The sequence below is a fragment of the Cellulomonas sp. genome (assembly GCF_965229465.1).
Lineage (GTDB): Bacteria > Actinomycetota > Actinomycetes > Actinomycetales > Cellulomonadaceae > Cellulomonas.
Genome location: NZ_OZ245882.1, coordinates 688,531 through 704,464, shown reverse-complemented (window position 1 = coordinate 704,464; position 15,934 = coordinate 688,531). Strand labels below are relative to the sequence as shown.

Genomic DNA, 15,934 nt, shown 5'->3' with positions numbered 1-15,934 from the left:
CTCGTTTTCGGCGGCCGGCGGCCGGCCGGACGCGAGCGTCAGCCCGTGTAGCCGAGGGACTGGTCGCTCCGGGCCGCCGCCTGGCTGGTCACGACGCAGGTGGCCGTGCCGACCGCCATCCACAGGGCCAGGTCGACGGCACAGGAGCCGGGCGACCCGGTGAACGCCGCCGCGACGAGGGCGTCGCCCCGCCAGGCGAACGGGTTGACCAGGTAGCCCACGAGCACGCCGGCCACGGCCCACGTCCGCAGCCGCGCCCGGTGCGCCTGGAGCAGCTCCTGGCGCAGCGCCCACCAGGGGACGAGCACGAGGACCACGAGGACCAGGGTGGTCCGCACGGCGGTCCCGGCGGCGCCGTCGACCGTGGCGTCGGTGACCCAGGCGCCGAGCAGGGCGGCGGCGATCGCTCCGGCGGCGGTGCCGATCGCGATCCGAGCGGTGAGTGCAGCGCGCATCCGTGGACCTCCCGGCGTCGACGTCCCCCTGCGCCTCCATGGTGCGGGTGAATTCCGGCCGCGTGCGTGGGCCCGTCGGCTCATCCCGGCAGGGCCCCTGTACCCGCCTTCCAGCGCTCGGCGGACCCACCGGCCCGGCACAGGTGGGCACCGTGGGCCCGGGCCGGGACGCAGGGGGCCGGCAGACGATGGGGGAGTGCCTCAGGACTCCTGCGTGACGGTCGTCGACCCGCGTGCCACCACGCTGCCCGGGTGCAGGCCCCACCGGTCGAAGCTCCCCCGCGGGGCCTCCACGACGGCAACGATGCCCCGGCGCGGCCAGGTCAGGCCCCACGGGCGCAGCACCAGGGTGTGCGTCACGACGCCGGACCCGTCGAGCAGGGCGACGTCGAGGCTCACGCGCATGCCGACGCCGTGCACGGAGCTCTCGGGCTCGAGCCAGAGCGCCTCGGGCAGCTCGGTGCGTCCCAGGAGCCCTCGGAGCCGCGCTCGCCAGGTGTCCGCCACCTCGACGGTGGCCACTGTCGAACCGTTCACCAACAAGAGTGAGCGGGCGCGCACAGCCATGGACCTCCCCCTATCATTTGCGTGGTTCGTCGCCCCCGGCACCAATTCCGGGCACGGGTGGCGGCCATCGTCCCAGGGGATCGCCCACAGCAGATCCTCGTCGCGGGCGTCGACCGCTCGATCCGGGGCCTATGACAGGGGGAGCTCCCGACCGATGGCAGCCATCGTCGTCTCTGCGCTCGTCGCGCTCGGTGCGGACTCTCCCGCGCTCGGCGGGCCCTCGCGTGCCCTGGTCGTCACGCCCGGGGACCTCGCCGCCCCCGACTCCGACGCGCTCGCGGGCGCCTCGCACGCGCTCGTCATCGGCGAGCGGCGCCACGAGCCGCTGGTGCGCCGGCACGCCGCGGCGCTGGCCGACCGTGGCCTGCCCGTCGCGTGGCGCGCCCTGCCCCACGGTCCGGGCGCGATCCTGCTGATCGCCAACCAGGCGGCAGCCGTGGGCCTCGACGCCGGCCGGACGGTCGCGTTCGTCGACGAGCTGGCCCGCACCACCTGGAGCGGCGCCTGGACGCCGACGGTCGCCAAGCTCGAGGACCCGGCGCCCTCGGTCGGTCAGCACCTGCGCTCGTGGGCACCGATGGGTGCGGGCTTCGTGGTGACCCTCTCGGGGACGTCGCCCGCGGTCCGTGCCGTCGGTCACGACGTCGCGCCGGACGAGCCGACGGAGGCGCGAGGCCCGCTCTACGGCGGCGCGCCCGAGTGGATCCCCGAGGCGGCCCGTGCGCACCTGCTCGCGGCCAGCGGCTGCACCGAGATCGTCGAGCTCGACGCGCTGGTGCTCGACCCGGCGGAGCGGTTCGGCACGGGGCGCGCCGTCGAGCTCGTCGCGCTGCCCTCCGCCCGGCTCCAGCTGCCCGTCCCGCGCGGCACGTGTCCCACCTGCGACACCGCCGTCGTCACCGACTACTGCCCGTTCTGCCACGTGCGCCGGACGGATCCCGTCGACTCCCGAGGAGCCATTGCGTGAACCCCCGCCAGCGACGCGGAGTCTTGTTCGTCCTGCTGTCCGCCGTCCTCGCCATCGTCGTCTTCTTCCTGGTGGCGTCCTATGTCGGGAACGTCTCGAGCCAGGTCGGCTCGGTGGTCACCGTCTACCGGGCGGCCGACTCGCTCCCGGCGTTCACGACCCTCGACAAGTCGTCGATCGTCGAGGACGAGGTCCCGGAGCGGTGGCTGTCGGGCACGGCGCAGCTCTCGTCGGACGACCTGCTGGGCCGCAAGATCGGGGTCAACCTGGAGGAGGGCACCATGCTCACGAGCGACCTTCTGGTCCCGCCGTCCGACCTGAGCCCCACCGAGCGCGAGATCGCCATCAACGTCGACGCGGTCACGGGCATCGCGGACCGGGTGGAGCCGGGTGACCACGTCGACATCTACGCCGTGTTCGCCGACGTGCCCGGGCTGCCCAAGCAGGTGCGCGTGCTGGTCCAGGACGTGCGGGTCGTCTCCGTGCGCGGCAGCCAGGTGCAGATCGACGAGAGCACCGAGACCGGGCAGTCCACGGTGGTCCCGGTGACGCTCGCGCTCGAGCCCAACGACGCCCTCGCGGTCACCTACGCGTCCGCGTTCGCCGAGGAGGTCCGCCTGGTCGGGCTGCCGGCGGGCTCGTCCGAGGACCGCACGGGGGAGCAGGACGAGTTCGACGCCTCCAACCTCGGCGGCACCGCGGTCCCGGAAGGGGAGCAGGGCTGATGGCCGGCACCGTCGTCATCGGCTGCGCCGACCAGTCGCTCGCGTACGAGCTGCGCTCCCAGCTGTCCGAGGCCGCCGAGGTCGAGGTGGTCGGCGTCGCGGAGACGACGACCGAGATGGCCGACCTCGTCCTGCAGCACGAGCCGAACCTGGTCCTGGTGCACGACCAGCTGGGTCCGGAGCCGGTCCACCAGGTGATCCGCGACCTCGGGATGCGCCGTCCGGCCAGCGCCGCGATCGTGGTCACCAGCGACGGCGAGCCGGAGGCGCTGGCCGCGGCGATGGACGCCGGTGCGCGCGGGGTCCTCGCCTACCCCCTGTCGTTCGCCGACGTCCAGCTGCGGGTCAACACGGCGCTCGAGTGGTCCCGGCACATGCAGAGCCTGCTGATCAACGCGTCCGTCGACGGCGGCAACGCGCGCGGACGGGCGACGGTCGTCGCGATCACCGGCACCAAGGGTGGCGTCGGGACGACGACGCTGGTGACCCACCTGGCCTGGGACGTGCGACGCGAGCTGCCGGACCACAAGGTGCTCGTCGTGGACCTGGACCTGGAGAAGGGTGACGTCTCCAGCCTGATCGAGGCGCGCGCGCGGACGTCCGTGGCGGACCTGGCCAAGGTGGCGCAGGACCTCTCGGTCCGGACCGTCGCCGACGCCGTCTTCCAGCACGAGTCCGGCATCCACCTGCTGCTGCCCCCCGACGACGTGCGCGACGCCGAGCTGGTCACGCCGACCGCGATCCGGCAGATCGTCGGCCTCCTGCGCCAGCAGTACGACCTGGTCCTGATCGACGTGGGCGCGCACGTGACGCCGGTCCAGGCGGCGGTCGTCGAGATCGCCGACGAGGTGGTCTCCGTGATCACCCCGGACCTCATCAGCATCCGCGCCCTGCGCCGCACGCTCGGGTGGTGGGAGACGCTCCAGGTCCGCAAGCCGGACTCGGTGCACGTCCTGATCAACAAGGCGTCGCGCACCGACGAGGTGCAGCCCGAGACGGCGAAGCGGCTCTCCCCGGGGCGGATGCTCACCACGGTGCTGCCGGACATGGGACGCAAGCTCGAGACCGCGATGAACTCGCGCGCACCCGAGCTCGTGACCGACCCCACCTGGTGGCGGTCGCTGCGCGCACTCGGCCGCGAGGTCGGCCTGGTCCGCACGCAGGGCTCCGGCGAGCACCCCGGGCCGGCGGTCGAGCAGTCGTCGCGTCGGTCGTCCGGTCGGCGCCAGAAGTCGGTCGCGAGCGACTCCGGCTCGGCCGCGGTCGAGCTGGTGGCGCTGCTCCCGGCCATCGCGCTGGTCTGCGCGGTGCTCTGGCAGCTCGGCATGACGGGCCTGACGTACGTGTGGACGGGCTACGGGGCGTCCGCGGCCGCGCGGTCCGTGGCACTGGGCGACTCCCCGAACGAGGTGCGGACGGCCGCTCAGGACGCCTTCCCCGCCGGGATGCGGTCGGACGTGTCGGTCGCCGTCGCGTCGCCGTTGCCCTCGTCGGTCGACGTCAGCGTCCGGATCCCCGTGATGATGCCGGGCATCCTCGACACGCCCTGGACCGCCGAGGTGCACCGAGAGGTGGTGAAGGAGCCGTGAGGCGACTGCGCGAACGGCTGCTCGGCGACGACCGCGGCTCGTCGGCCATCGAGATCCTCGGTGTCATGCCGATCGTCGTGATCGTCATCCTCGCGGCGATCCAGGTGGTGGCCGTGTCGGCCACCACGCACGCGGCCAACCAGGCCGTGCGCGACGGTGCCCGGGCGATGAGCCTCGGCCGGTCGGTGCCCGCGGCGATCGACGCGTCGCTGCCGAACGGGCTGGGCGACACGCAGATCACCTACCCGGCCGGAGCGGTCCGGATCGAGGTCCCGGTGCCCCGGATCGCGATCTTCCCGAGCCTCACCGTCACGCGCGAGGCGACCATGCCGCGGATGGTTCCCTGATGCGCGCGGGCTTCGGCGAGTGGGCGCACCGCGCGGACCCGGCGCCGACCGAGGGGACCGCCGTCCCGACGGTGGCCGCTCCCGCGCGCAGCGACCTCGACGAGGGCCTGGTCTCCACGTTCAAGCGCAAGCTGCTGGACGAGGTGGACCTGCACGAGCTCGGCCGCCTGGACCCGGGCCAGCGCCGGATCCGGCTCGAGCGCGTGGTGGCCCACCTGGTCTCCACCGAAGGTGTCATCCTCACCACGCGCGAGCGCAACGCGCTCATCCGCCGCGTCGTCGACGAGTCGATCGGCCTCGGCGTCCTCGAGCCGCTGCTGGCCGACGAGACCGTGTCCGAGATCATGATCAACGGCCCCGACACGATCTACGTCGAGCGGTTCGGGCAGGTGGAGCGCGTCGCCGCGGTGTTCGCGTCCGAGGAGCAGCTCCGCCAGACGATCGACCGGATCGTGTCCACCGTGAACCGCCGGGTCGACGAGTCGAGCCCCATGGTGGACGCGCGGCTCCCCGCCGACGAGCGGATGCCCCGTGGCGCCCGCGTGCACGTGGTGCTGCCCCCGCTGGTGCTCAACGGCCCCACGGTCACCATCCGGCTGTTCCCGAAGTCGTACGGCCTCGACGAGCTGCTCAACCGCGGCAGCCTCGACCAGGCCACGGCGGAGCTGCTGGCGGCGTGCGTCCGTGCGCGGTTCAACATCATCGTCTCCGGCGGCACGTCCTCCGGGAAGACGACGATGCTCAACGCGCTCTCCGCGTTCATCCAGGGCCGGCAGCGCATCATCACGATCGAGGATGCCGCCGAGCTGTCCCTCAGCCAGGAGCACGTCGTCCGGCTGGAGACGCGTCCGGCCAACGTCGAGGGCCACGGCCAGGTCACCATCCGTGACCTGGTCCGCAACGCCCTGCGCATGCGCCCCGACCGCATCATCGTCGGCGAGGTCCGCGGCGGTGAGGCGCTCGACATGCTCCAGGCGATGAACACGGGACACGAGGGCTCGCTCGCCACCGTGCACGCCAACTCGCCGGTCGACGCCCTGATCCGGCTCGAGACCCTCGCGTCGATGAGCGACGTCGACGTCCCCTTCCACGCCCTGCGCGACCAGGTGAACAACGCCGTCGACCTCGTGATCCAGCTGCTGCGCGGGTCGGACGGGACGCGTCGCGTGGTCGAGGTCGGCTGGGTGTCGTCCAAGCACCGTGAGGACTTCGACGTGCAGCCGCTCATGCGGTGGGACCCCGAGATCCCCAACCCGCCCGGTCCGCCCGGACGGTTCGTGCTCTACCCGGTGCCGCAGCGGGTGCTCGACAAGCTGCGGATCGCCGGCGAGCCGATCGGTCTCGCGGCGGTGCCGCTGACCGTGGCCCCCGACCTCCCGGGCGCCGCCCCGGCCGCCACGGGCCGACGGGTGGCCCCGTGATCGTCCTGGTCATCCTGCTCGCGGTGATCGCGGCCGCAGCGTTCTTCGTGATCGGCGTCGGGGACCTCGGGTCCGACATCGCCCGCCGACGCTCCCTGGTGGCCGGCGTGGTCGCGGACGAGATCGGGGCGCAGACCCGGTTCGTCGCCTGGGACCGGGCGTTCGCGCGCACGGCTCCCGGTCGGTGGGTGGCGGGCCAGCTGCTGCTGGCCGGCGAGGAGCGGCGGTCTCCCCTGCTGGTGGCCGCGGTCGCGGTCGGCGGCGGGGTCGCGGTGGGGTGGATCCTCGCCGTGGGGCTCGCGCCCGTGTTCGGGCTGCTGGGCATCGTCGCGGTCGTGGTCGGCGTCCGGGCGTACCTGTCGCGGGCCAAGGACCGCCGCAACGAGCAGTTCATCGCGCAGATGCCCGAGCTGGCCCGGGTGCTGTCCAACGCCACCAGCGCGGGCCTGTCCATCGCCTCCGCGGTCGGCATCGCGGCCACGGAGCTGTCGGAGCCCGCCGGCCCCGAGCTGGCGCGAGTCGCCTCCCGCATGCGGTTCGGCGACAGCCTCGACACGGCGATGCAGGGCCTCGAGGCCCGCCTGCCGTCGCGCGAGGTGACCGTCCTGATCTCGACGCTGCTGGTGAGCGCGCGCAGCGGTGGCTCGCTGGTGTCCGCGCTGCGCGACATCGCGGACACCCTCGAGGCGCGGCGCGAGACCCGGCGCGAGGTGCGCACGACGCTCGCGCAGTCGACGTCGACCGGCTACCTCGTGATCATGATGGGCTTCGGCCTGCTGTTCCTGCTCAACATCATCCAGCCCGGCACGGTGCAGGCGATGCTCGACTCCTGGGTGGGGCGCGCCGCGCTGCTCGTGGGCTCGTCCCTGTTCGTCGGCGGCTTCCTGCTGATCCGCCGGATGACGAGGTACGACGGATGAGCGCGATCATCCTGCTCGTCGCGGGCCTCGGTGCCGCCGGCGCCGCGATCCTCTTCATGGTCGGGTACCGGGCCATGCGCTCCGACGCCCTGGACACCCTGGCCGTGGACGACCTGAACCTGCTGCGCGGGCAGCAGCGCCGCCGCGCGGAGGGCGAGCTGCCGCTCGACAAGCTGGCGCGACGCCAGGTCCCGCGCCTGCGCCGGCTGCTGGGGCCCACCCGGGTGGCACGGCTCCAGCGGATGATCGACGAGGCCGGCCGGCCCGACGGTCTGACGGTCGACGGCTACCTCACGCGGACCGCCTGGTGGGGGATGCTCCTGCTCCCGGTGGTCGTCATCATGCTGCTCACCGGCAACCCGCTGGTCTCGCTCCTGGCGCTGGCCGTCCCCGTGGTCCTCCCGCTGAGCGTGGTCGCCGGGGCGCAGCGCCGCCGCCGGGAGCGCATCGACCGCGACCTGCCGGACTTCCTCGACGTCCTGGCGGTGACCGTCATGGCGGGCGTGAACTTCCGCGCCGCCCTGGCGCGGGTGGCGGAGCGCTTCGAGGGACCGCTGGGCGAGGAGATCATGCTGACGCTGCACCAGATCGCCAACGGCGCGTCGGTACGGCAGGCGTTCCAGGACCTGCGCCGGCGCAGCTCCTCGGAGTCCGTCGCGCAGTTCGTCTCGGCCCTGCTCCAGTCCCAGGAGCTGGGCGCACCGCTGGCGGAGTCGCTCCGGCAGATCGCCGAGGACATGCGCCGGGAGAGCGGGCAGCGCCAGCGGCAGGCGGCCGCGCGCACCGCCCCGCGGGTGACCCTGGTGACGTCGATGGTCCTGGTCCCGGGCGCCCTGATCTTCATCGTGGTGGGGCTCTTCCTCGGGGCCGACGTCGACTTCGGGGCGCTGTTCGGATGAGCGCCGCCATCGATTTCGGGGCGCTGGCCGGGTGAGCACCGTGCAGCGGGACTTCACCCAGCGCGTCGTGGCCGTCGCCCTGATCGTGCGGCTCCTGGCGATCACGGTCGCGCTGTTCGGCATGATCGGCGAGCAGATCACCGGCACCATGCTGGCCAGCGTGCTGGTGCTGTCGGCGACGAGCTTCTCGTTCCTCATGTACCCCTCGGTCGCGCGGTTCGTGGTGCACCACCCGCTCGCGGTGGTGGCCGACCTGCTGCTCACCCTGCTGGTGCTGGCGGCCCTGGGCGTCGAGAGCCCGCTGGTGCTGGCCACGTTCTCCACCGCGCTGGTGATGGGGATCCTGTTCGAGCGCCGGATCGCGGTCCTCGGGGCGGCCGCGCTGGTGACCGGCTTCCTGCTGGTGGACCGCGTGCAGGGGCAACCCACCACCGGGTTCATGATCAACCTCGGCATCCCGGCGCTGTACGTGGGCCTGGTGGCGGTCGGGTCGGTGGTGCGGCACGCCCACGAGCGCGAGGTGGCGATCGCGAGCGACCTCGTGGAGGCCAACCGCGCGGTCGCGCAGGCGGACGAACGCGCCCGGCTGGCCCGCGAGATGCACGACTCCCTGGGCAAGACCCTGCACGGCATCGCGCTGGCGGCCGAGGCGCTCCCGGTCTGGGTCGAGCGAGACCCGCCGACCGCGGTGCGGTACGCGCACGGGCTGGCCGATGCTGCGCGCCAGGCCGCTGCGGAGGCGCGCGCGCTCCTGGTGCGCCTGCGCGCCGACCAGCCCGACCGGCCGCTGGCGCAGGTGCTGGCCGACCAGTGCCGCAGCTGGGCGGCGACCACGGGCGTCGAGTGCACGTTCGTCAGCCACGGCGCCGTCGACCTGTCGACCGACGCGCGCTACGAGGCGCTCGCGATCGTCGCGGAGGCGCTCGAGAACGTCCAGCGGCACGCGGACGCGTCGCACGCGTCGGTGACCCTGGTCGGGGCCGAGCACGGTGCCGTCCGGGTGGAGGTCGTCGACGACGGCCGCGGGTTCGTCGTGCTGGACGGCGAGGTCAGCCCGCCGAACCACTTCGGCCTGACCGGCATGCGCGAGCGCGCCGTCCAGGCGGGGGCCACCCTCGCCGTCTCGTCCACGCTCGGCCAGGGGACCCGCGTGGTCCTCACCCTCGACCCGGTGAAGGAGACCTCAGGTGTCAGGTGACGGAGCCGGCTCGCCGGTGGCGGGGGTCGACGCCGACCACCCGGCGCTGACTCAGGTGACCGTGGTGATCGTCGACGACAACGCGGTCATCCGGATGGGGCTGCGCAGCCTCCTCGACGCGTCCCACCGGATCCGCGTGGTCGGCGAGGCGAGCGACGGCGAGGAGGCGGTCCGGGTGGTCCGCGCGACCCTCCCCGACGTGGTCCTGCTCGACGTGCGCATGCCCCGGCGCGACGGCGTCCAGGTGGCCGCCGAGGTGCGGCAGTGGTGCAAGATCCTCATGCTCACCTACTCGGACGCGCCGGAGATCGTGCGCGCCGCGGTGGACGCGGGTGCGAGCGGCTACCTGGTGCACGGGGAGTTCGCGTCGCACGAGCTGGAGCGGTCGATCCTCGCGGTCGCCGACGGGTCGTTCCTGCTCTCGCCGCTGGCCGCGGAGGCGCTGCGCACCACCTGGGCGATCCCCGCGGCGACCGCCCCGGAGCGCCCGGACGTGGGCCTCTCGGAGCGGCAGCGCGAGGTCATGGAGCTCATCGCCGCAGGTCGGACCAACGGCGAGATCGCTGCCACGTGCTACCTGTCGGAGAAGACGGTGAAGAACCACGTGAACCACATCTTCGCGCGGCTGGGTGTCCGGACCCGGGCGGAGGCGGTCTCCGTGTGGCTGGGTGGGGCCTGACGCCCAGGGTCTGCACGGGACGAGATGGGCCCGAGGTTGGGCCCACGGACCCGCCGCGGACGTCCGGACCGTCCGTAATGTTTCAGGTGTCAGCACGGGGACCGGATGACCGGGACCACAGAGAATCCAACCGGTCAACCCGGGCGGCACACGTGGAGGAGCACAACATGACCCGCATGTTCGTCAACACCAAGATCCGCATGATGAAGGCGATCGAGGCCCGCGAGGCCGGCCAGGGCACGCTCGAGTACCTCGGCATCGTCGTCGTGGTGGCGCTCCTGATCACGGCCATGATCGCGGCCTTCACCACCTGGGACCTCGGCGCCAAGCTCACGGCGGCCCTCGCCAAGATCACGACGGCGATCGGCTGACCTGTCCCACAGGCCCTGAACGGCGGCCCGGCGCTCACGCGCTGGGCCGCCGTCGTGGGTGCGGGGGTCGGTGGAGCCGGACGCAGCAGGAGGATCCGGACGCAGCCCCCTACTCTGACCCGATGACGAGCATGAGGAGACACGTGAGACGCGCTCTGGGGATGGCGGTCGTGGCCGTCGTGCTGGTCCTGTCAGGAGCGACTGCGGACGCGGCCGACACGGACCCCGTGCCGTCCGGCACCGTCTCGGTCGACGGCCAGGACGTCCCGATCCTCGGCTCGTTCAGCTATCACCAGCGCAACAAGGACACGAACCCCGAGATCCGCGGGCTGGTGCACGGGGTGCGGCGCGTCGACGGTGGCACGGTGCTCTACTACTCGATCGGGTGGAACGGCACCGACCCGTTCCAGGGCGGGTTCGCCTTCAAGGACTCGATGCACCCGTACAAGATCCTGCACGGGACCGACTTCTCGCTCGTCGACGCCGCGGGGCTGACGCTCTACCACCCGCTGGCCAGCGACGAGGCGACGTTCACCACCTACGCGCCCGACCTGGACTCGGAGTCCGGCGAGCTCCGCGTCGGCTGGGCGATGTTCCCCGAGCTGCCGGCCGACGTGTCCGCGGTCGAGATCATCGCGCCGTACGGCACCGCGGCCGGGTCCGTCCCGGTCGAGGACGGCGCGCTGGAGCCCGTCGGCACCGACCCCGCGCCGTACGTCGGCGAGGGCTGGCCGGCGCTGCCGAAAGCCTCGGAGACCGCCGCCGCCAACCCGGACGCGTTCACCTACACGCTGGTCCGCCGGTCCGGCGACGTCGCGGGCACCGCCCTGGTGGAGGAGTCCCCGGAGGCCGTCGCCGTCACCCTGGACGCGAACGTCCTGTTCGCCTCCGGGTCGGCCGAGCTCACCCCGCAGGCGGCCGACACCCTGACCGCGATCGCGGACGACATCGCCGCGCGCGGGACGGGGGAGGTGGTCGTCACCGGGCACACCGACTCCGACGGGTCCGACAGCTTCAACCAGACGCTCTCCGAGCAGCGGGCGGCGTCGGTGCTGGCGGTCCTCCAGCCCCGGTCCGGGTCGGCGGTGACCTTCGTCGCGGTCGGCAAGGGCGAGAGCGAGCCGGTCGCGGACAACGCCACCGACGAGGGCAAGCAGGCGAACCGACGGGTCACCGTCGTCTACGGCGTCAAGGGGGACTCATGAAGGGGCTCAGGTGGATCGTCGCGGGCGTGGTGGCGATCGCCGTCGGAGGCGTCGCCCTCGTGGCCTGCACCGGTGACGACGAGCCGACCCCCACGGGCACCGGCACCGCGTCGTCCTCCCCGGCCGCGGAGGGCATGACCCGCGAGGAGCTGGAGGCCGCCGTGTTCGGTAGCGACTCCGCCTCGACCGTGCTCGGCTCGGTGGAGGGTGCCGTGCGCGACCCCCTGCACCCGTTCCCGGCCCGGATCGACGTGACCGAGGTCGTGGCCGCCGAGGCGAGCACCACCGTGCGGTTCACCCTGGTCAACCTCGAGGACACCGACCCGCTGCTCCAGCTCACGGCGTTCAACGACCAGCGCCCGCTGACCATGGACATCCGCGACGTCGCGCTCGTGGACCCCACGGCGTCGCTGCGGTTCCTGCCGTACGTCGGGGCGCCCAACGCGGCCGGCGAGACGGCGAGCATCTGCGCGTGCTCCACCGCGCCGTTGCAGATGTCGGAGGTCGGCCAGCTCCTGTCCGCCACGTTCCCGCCGCTCGACCCGTCCACCGAGACGGTGACCCTCGAGATCCCGGGCTTCCCGCCCGTCGAGGGCGTCGCGGTGTCGCGCCCGTGAGGTTGTGGCCCGGACGCGTCCGTCGGGCGCTGCGGGGCGACGACGGGCTCGCGGCGACGGGGATCGTCCTGACGGTCGTCATCGGCGTCCTGTTCCTGCTGTTCCTCATCGTCATCCCGCTGCTGTCCGGCACGGAGAAGGCGGGCCGCACCCAGACGGCTGCCGACGCCGCCGCGCTGGCCGGCGCGAAGGGAGCCCGGGACCGCGCGGTGGACGAGGTCGCGGCCGCCGTCTGGGCGCTGCGCCCCGAGGCGCTCTCCGGGACCCGTCAGGTCTGGCGCTTCTCGGACGCGGTCACGGGCGGCAGCGGGTTCGCGGGTGCTCAGGAGTACGCGCTCCGCAACAACGCGTCCGTCGACGCCTACCACCACGACGCCTCGCGGGACCGCGTGCAGGTGGACGTCCGCCTCGGCGAGCCTGCCCCGCAGGGCGGCCCCGTGCTCTCCCGTGCGGTCGCGCAGGTGGGTGTCGAGCTCGCCAGCTGCGAGGTGGTGGCCGCGCGAGAGATCACCGGCTACACCGAGCCGCCGCCGGAGGAGACGCCGACCCCCGAGCCGCCGCCGCCCTCGCCGACCCCGAGCCCGACGCCCACCCCGACGCCCACGCCCCCGCCGTTCGTGCCCCAGCCGATCTACAGCGCCTGGGAGTTCGGCATCTCCTGCGACGGCGAGCACCACTTCGACGACTCCGACTCCACCCTCGACCAGCTGGTCGACCGGGCGCGGTCGCGGCTCGAGGACCTGGAGCCCCGGCTGGTCTCCTGACCCACGCGGCTCCTGGGTCCGTGGGCCCATGACCAGCACGGGAACCGAGTCGTGGGTCCTGCGGACAGCGCCGCGACCGCCCGTACGGTGAAAGTGCTCGGCCGAGCAGCACCCACGGACGGAAGGTTGATCGAGTGACACCGACACGCGCGCTCCGGCGCCGCGCACCCCGGTCCGACGATCGCGGTGCGGGCACGCTCGAGTACATCGGAGTGGTCGCCGTCGTCGCCGTCCTCGTCGGCGCTCTCGTGCTGGGCTTCGCCAACAGCCACTACGGCGAGAACCTGTCCGCCCAGCTGTGCAAGATCACGTCCGCGGTCGACGGCGGCTCCTGCCCCGTCCCGCCCACCGAGCGCGCACCCGAGGACTACGTGCCGCCGGACGCGTGCGTCGTGTCGTCGAACGGCGAGGAGTCGAGCACCGGGCTCACCGTCGTCGTCGACGTCCAGGGCGGGGAGACGTGGCTCATCGAGAAGCTCGGTGACGGCACCTACCGGCTGACCCGTGCCCGCTCCGGCGGCGTGGGGATCGGTGTCGGCGTCGGGTTCGACTTCTCCGCCACGGTCGACAGCCAGACCTACGGCCTGGGTGCGACCGCGAAGGCCAACGTGGCGCTCGTCGGCGGGGGCGGCGAGTCGTACATCGCCACGTCCGAGGAGCAGGCCCGCAACATCCTCGACCAGAAGCGCAACGACGAGACCAAGGACTCGCTCGTCGGCGACGACAACCCGGTCCGCGACGGCGTCGACTGGCTCAACGACAAGCTGGGCGGCAGCAACGCGTACGAGCAGCTCGACCCCGACGAGTGGTTCGTCGAGGCCGGCATCGAGGGCGAAGCCTCCGCGGGCGCGAGCACCCCGCTCGGCACGGTCGGGGCCGAGGCGGCGATCGAGGCGTACCTCGGGCGCACCAACCGCGCCGACGGCACCTCGACCGACTACCTCCGCGCCGAGATGTCCATCGGCGGGGGGATGGTGGGTCGCGGGCCGAACGCGCAGGGGTACGACACGTTCATCAACTACACGGCCGAGGGGTCCGCCGGCGCGGTCATCGAGGTCGACCGCGACAAGGACGGCAACCCGGTCACGTTCCGGATCAAGAGCGTGCTGATGGGCAACGCGACCGGCGACAGCTCGTACTCGGGACCCGTCGAGGACGACCCGGAGTACACGGAGCGGACCATCGACATCCCCCTCGACTCGGCCACCGGCCGGCAGACCGCCGCGCGCGTGCTCCAGGCGGCCGGTATCCCGTACTACCCGGGGATCACCGACTCGGTGGACATCCCGCAGATCGCCCAGGACAAGCTCGACCCGACGGCGCTCGGACGGGAGCTCGGGGCACTCGCCGCGGCGCGCGGACACATCTCGGAGCAGACGTACACGCTGGGCACCAGCGAGGACGGGTTCAACGCCGAGGGGGAGCTGGGGGTCCAGCTGGGCCTGTCGCACAGCTCGATCACCAGCAGCCGGTCCACGTCGGACTACCGGTACTGGGACGGCACTGAGATGACGGACCGCGCCGGGTGCACGGCGTGACAACCTACTCCCGGCACGCCGACCGGCGTCCCTGTCGTTCTCGGAGGTCCCCCATGCGCCGTCCCCAGCTGATCGCCGCCCGCGCGGTGGTCCTCGTCGGGGCGTTCGCCCTGCTCGCGGGCTGCACGTCGTCGTCGGGCGACGAGACTGGTGGCGTGCTGACCCCGAGTGCTGCCCCGTCGGGCTGGGACGCCCAGGAGCTCGCCGGGGTGAAGCTCTCGACGCCCGCGGACTGGGAGTCCTACGAGACCGAGCCGCCGTCCGGCGGCGGTGCCGACGTCACGGCGGCGGGCATGAAGATGCCGCTCGGACCCGACGGTGCCGGCGGCTCGGTGTACGTGGTCACCTCGGGCTCACCCACCAGGGACGCCAAGGCCTCGAGCGCCAACAGCCGGACGGTCGGGGAGGCCACGCTCGGGGCGGAGGACGTCGTCGAGGAGGACCTGACGTGGCCCGGGGCGGACGCGGCCGCCTACCTCGCGTACGAGGCGGACCTGCCGATGCCGTCGGGCGACGACGTGCGGTTCCGGTACGAGACCCTCACCCTCGACCTGCCCGACGGGAGCCAGTCGATCGTGACCGTGGTGGGCCCGGTGTCGCGGTACGAGGAGACCGGCCAGCACGACGTGCTGGCGAGCGTCACGGTCGGTGACTGAGCGCGTGGGCATCTACTCGGGCAGCAACATCCGGCGGACCGCCCGGATGTTCGGCACGGCCGCGTTGGTCGCGGCCCCGCTCTTCGCCCTGCTCGGCCTCGCCGGCATCCTCGGCCTCGGCTCCTTCGGTGGGACCGCTCCGGTCGAGATCCTCAGCTCGGCACCGGCCGGTTCGCCGGTCGAGCTGCGCAACAGCGTCCACGGCGACGCCGTCTGGGGTCAGCCGGGCGTCGACCTCTCGGCGGTGACCTGCGAGGGGTCCAGCTCGGACGGCGCGAGGACCGTGGACCTCGATGTCGGCGCGGTGGACGGGAGCCCGGCGGAGGTCGTCGACGCGCAGGGCACGGGGACGTGGACCAGGCTGTCGAGCACCGACGCGCTCGACGGGGTCTCGCTGGTCACGTGCAGCGGTGGAGGGCTCCAGACCGTGGGAGTGTCGGTCGACCCCGGGGACGGCAAGCGCGGCACGCCGGGCGCCCTGTTCCTCGTGTTCGCGGCGTTCCTGGTCGTCCTCGGCCTGGTCCTGAGGCGCACGACCGCCCCGCAGCCGCGGTGATCCAGGTCCGCTGAGGACGGCGACCAGCGGTCAGGCGGCCGGCTCGTAGCCCAGCGCCTCGCGGTGCGTCGCGGACCGGGTGGCCAGGAGCACGGCGCCCATGCCGACGCCGGTCCAGAGCACGAGGTCGACGACGGCCGAGGCCAGGCCGACAGGGACGAACGACTGCGCGACGAACGCGCGGCCCAGCCAGGACAGCGGGTCCAGCAGGTAGCCCAGCACCAGGCCGACCGCTGCCGAGCGGCGCAGGACGGTGCGGTCGACGTCGAGCAGGTGCCGTCGCGCGGCGATCGCGGGGGCCAGCACCAGGACCAGGACGACGAGCACGGTCCGCACGGCCACGCCGGCGCCGACGGAGAGCGTCGAGCTCCCCACCCACAGGGCGAGCAGGCCGGCGACGAAGCCGCCGATCGCGGTCGACAGCGCCACCTGCACGGTGAGCGACAGGCGCATGGTCGGA

19 protein-coding genes are annotated in these 15,934 nt (G+C 73.2%); 16 read left to right on the top strand and 3 right to left on the bottom strand.

Annotation, left to right across the window (positions count from 1 at the left end; translation table 11 throughout):
- Nucleotides 1-38 precede the first annotated feature (38 nt).
- Nucleotides 39-455 carry a hypothetical protein gene (locus ACO06A_RS03275; protein WP_421734659.1) on the bottom strand — a complete coding sequence of 139 codons (417 nt, stop codon included), beginning with the start codon at nt 453-455 and terminating at the stop codon, nt 39-41.
- A 201-nt stretch (nt 456-656) separates the two neighbouring features.
- Nucleotides 657-977, bottom strand: a complete 321-nt coding sequence (locus tag ACO06A_RS03270) for a DUF192 domain-containing protein (RefSeq protein ID WP_421734658.1) — start codon at nt 975-977, stop codon at nt 657-659.
- Between the two features lie 199 nt (nt 978-1,176).
- Between ACO06A_RS03270 and ACO06A_RS03265 the strand changes: the two genes are divergently transcribed.
- From ACO06A_RS03265 to ACO06A_RS03190, 16 genes are all read left to right on the top strand, one after another.
- Entirely contained in the window at nt 1,177-1,989 is an 813-nt protein-coding gene (locus tag ACO06A_RS03265; protein WP_421734657.1) for a hypothetical protein, read from the top strand.
- On the top strand, nt 1,986-2,714 hold the full coding sequence (cpaB, locus tag ACO06A_RS03260) for a Flp pilus assembly protein CpaB (RefSeq protein WP_421734656.1): 729 nt from the start codon (nt 1,986-1,988) through the stop codon (nt 2,712-2,714). The genes ACO06A_RS03265 and cpaB overlap by 4 nt, the downstream gene beginning before the upstream one ends.
- Nucleotides 2,714-4,303: an AAA family ATPase gene (locus ACO06A_RS03255; protein ID WP_421734655.1), complete on the top strand. Its 1,590-nt coding sequence runs from the start codon at nt 2,714-2,716 to the stop codon at nt 4,301-4,303. Before cpaB ends, ACO06A_RS03255 begins: the two co-directional genes overlap by 1 nt.
- Nucleotides 4,300-4,650: a TadE/TadG family type IV pilus assembly protein gene (locus ACO06A_RS03250; protein ID WP_421734654.1), complete on the top strand. Its 351-nt coding sequence runs from the start codon at nt 4,300-4,302 to the stop codon at nt 4,648-4,650. The genes ACO06A_RS03255 and ACO06A_RS03250 overlap by 4 nt, the downstream gene beginning before the upstream one ends.
- A complete protein-coding gene (locus tag ACO06A_RS03245) occupies nt 4,650-6,071 on the top strand; it encodes a CpaF family protein (protein ID WP_421734653.1) in 1,422 nt (473 codons plus the stop codon). The genes ACO06A_RS03250 and ACO06A_RS03245 overlap by 1 nt, the downstream gene beginning before the upstream one ends.
- Complete coding sequence (locus tag ACO06A_RS03240; protein WP_421734652.1) at nt 6,068-6,991, top strand: type II secretion system F family protein; 924 nt, start codon at nt 6,068-6,070, stop codon at nt 6,989-6,991. Before ACO06A_RS03245 ends, ACO06A_RS03240 begins: the two co-directional genes overlap by 4 nt.
- Nucleotides 6,988-7,890: a type II secretion system F family protein gene (locus ACO06A_RS03235; RefSeq protein ID WP_175348074.1), complete on the top strand. Its 903-nt coding sequence runs from the start codon at nt 6,988-6,990 to the stop codon at nt 7,888-7,890. The genes ACO06A_RS03240 and ACO06A_RS03235 overlap by 4 nt, the downstream gene beginning before the upstream one ends.
- A gap of 31 nt (nt 7,891-7,921) precedes the next feature.
- Nucleotides 7,922-9,088, top strand: a complete 1,167-nt coding sequence (locus ACO06A_RS03230; RefSeq protein WP_421734651.1) for a sensor histidine kinase — start codon at nt 7,922-7,924, stop codon at nt 9,086-9,088.
- Nucleotides 9,078-9,767: a response regulator gene (locus ACO06A_RS03225; RefSeq protein WP_421734650.1), complete on the top strand. Its 690-nt coding sequence runs from the start codon at nt 9,078-9,080 to the stop codon at nt 9,765-9,767. Before ACO06A_RS03230 ends, ACO06A_RS03225 begins: the two co-directional genes overlap by 11 nt.
- Before the next feature lie 167 nt (nt 9,768-9,934).
- Entirely contained in the window at nt 9,935-10,138 is a 204-nt protein-coding gene (locus ACO06A_RS03220) for a hypothetical protein (RefSeq protein WP_421734649.1), read from the top strand.
- Between the two features lie 143 nt (nt 10,139-10,281).
- The gene (locus ACO06A_RS03215; RefSeq protein ID WP_421734648.1) at nt 10,282-11,343 is read left to right on the top strand and encodes an OmpA family protein; all 1,062 of its coding nucleotides are present in this window, start codon (nt 10,282-10,284) and stop codon (nt 11,341-11,343) included.
- Nucleotides 11,340-11,960, top strand: a complete 621-nt coding sequence (locus ACO06A_RS03210; protein ID WP_421734647.1) for a hypothetical protein — start codon at nt 11,340-11,342, stop codon at nt 11,958-11,960. Before ACO06A_RS03215 ends, ACO06A_RS03210 begins: the two co-directional genes overlap by 4 nt.
- Entirely contained in the window at nt 11,957-12,724 is a 768-nt protein-coding gene (locus tag ACO06A_RS03205) for a hypothetical protein (protein WP_421734646.1), read from the top strand. The genes ACO06A_RS03210 and ACO06A_RS03205 overlap by 4 nt, the downstream gene beginning before the upstream one ends.
- A 134-nt stretch (nt 12,725-12,858) precedes the next feature.
- The gene (locus ACO06A_RS03200; protein ID WP_421734645.1) at nt 12,859-14,262 is read left to right on the top strand and encodes a hypothetical protein; all 1,404 of its coding nucleotides are present in this window, start codon (nt 12,859-12,861) and stop codon (nt 14,260-14,262) included.
- Between the two features lie 53 nt (nt 14,263-14,315).
- Nucleotides 14,316-14,918, top strand: coding sequence for a hypothetical protein (locus ACO06A_RS03195; protein ID WP_421734644.1), 603 nt, complete (start codon nt 14,316-14,318; stop codon nt 14,916-14,918).
- A complete protein-coding gene (locus tag ACO06A_RS03190; protein ID WP_421734643.1) occupies nt 14,911-15,474 on the top strand; it encodes a hypothetical protein in 564 nt (187 codons plus the stop codon). Before ACO06A_RS03195 ends, ACO06A_RS03190 begins: the two co-directional genes overlap by 8 nt.
- A gap of 30 nt (nt 15,475-15,504) precedes the next feature.
- Here ACO06A_RS03190 and ACO06A_RS03185 read toward each other — a convergent pair whose 3' ends face one another.
- On the bottom strand, nt 15,505-15,927 hold the full coding sequence (locus ACO06A_RS03185; protein ID WP_421734642.1) for a hypothetical protein: 423 nt from the start codon (nt 15,925-15,927) through the stop codon (nt 15,505-15,507).
- Between the last annotated feature and the right edge of the window lie 7 nt (nt 15,928-15,934).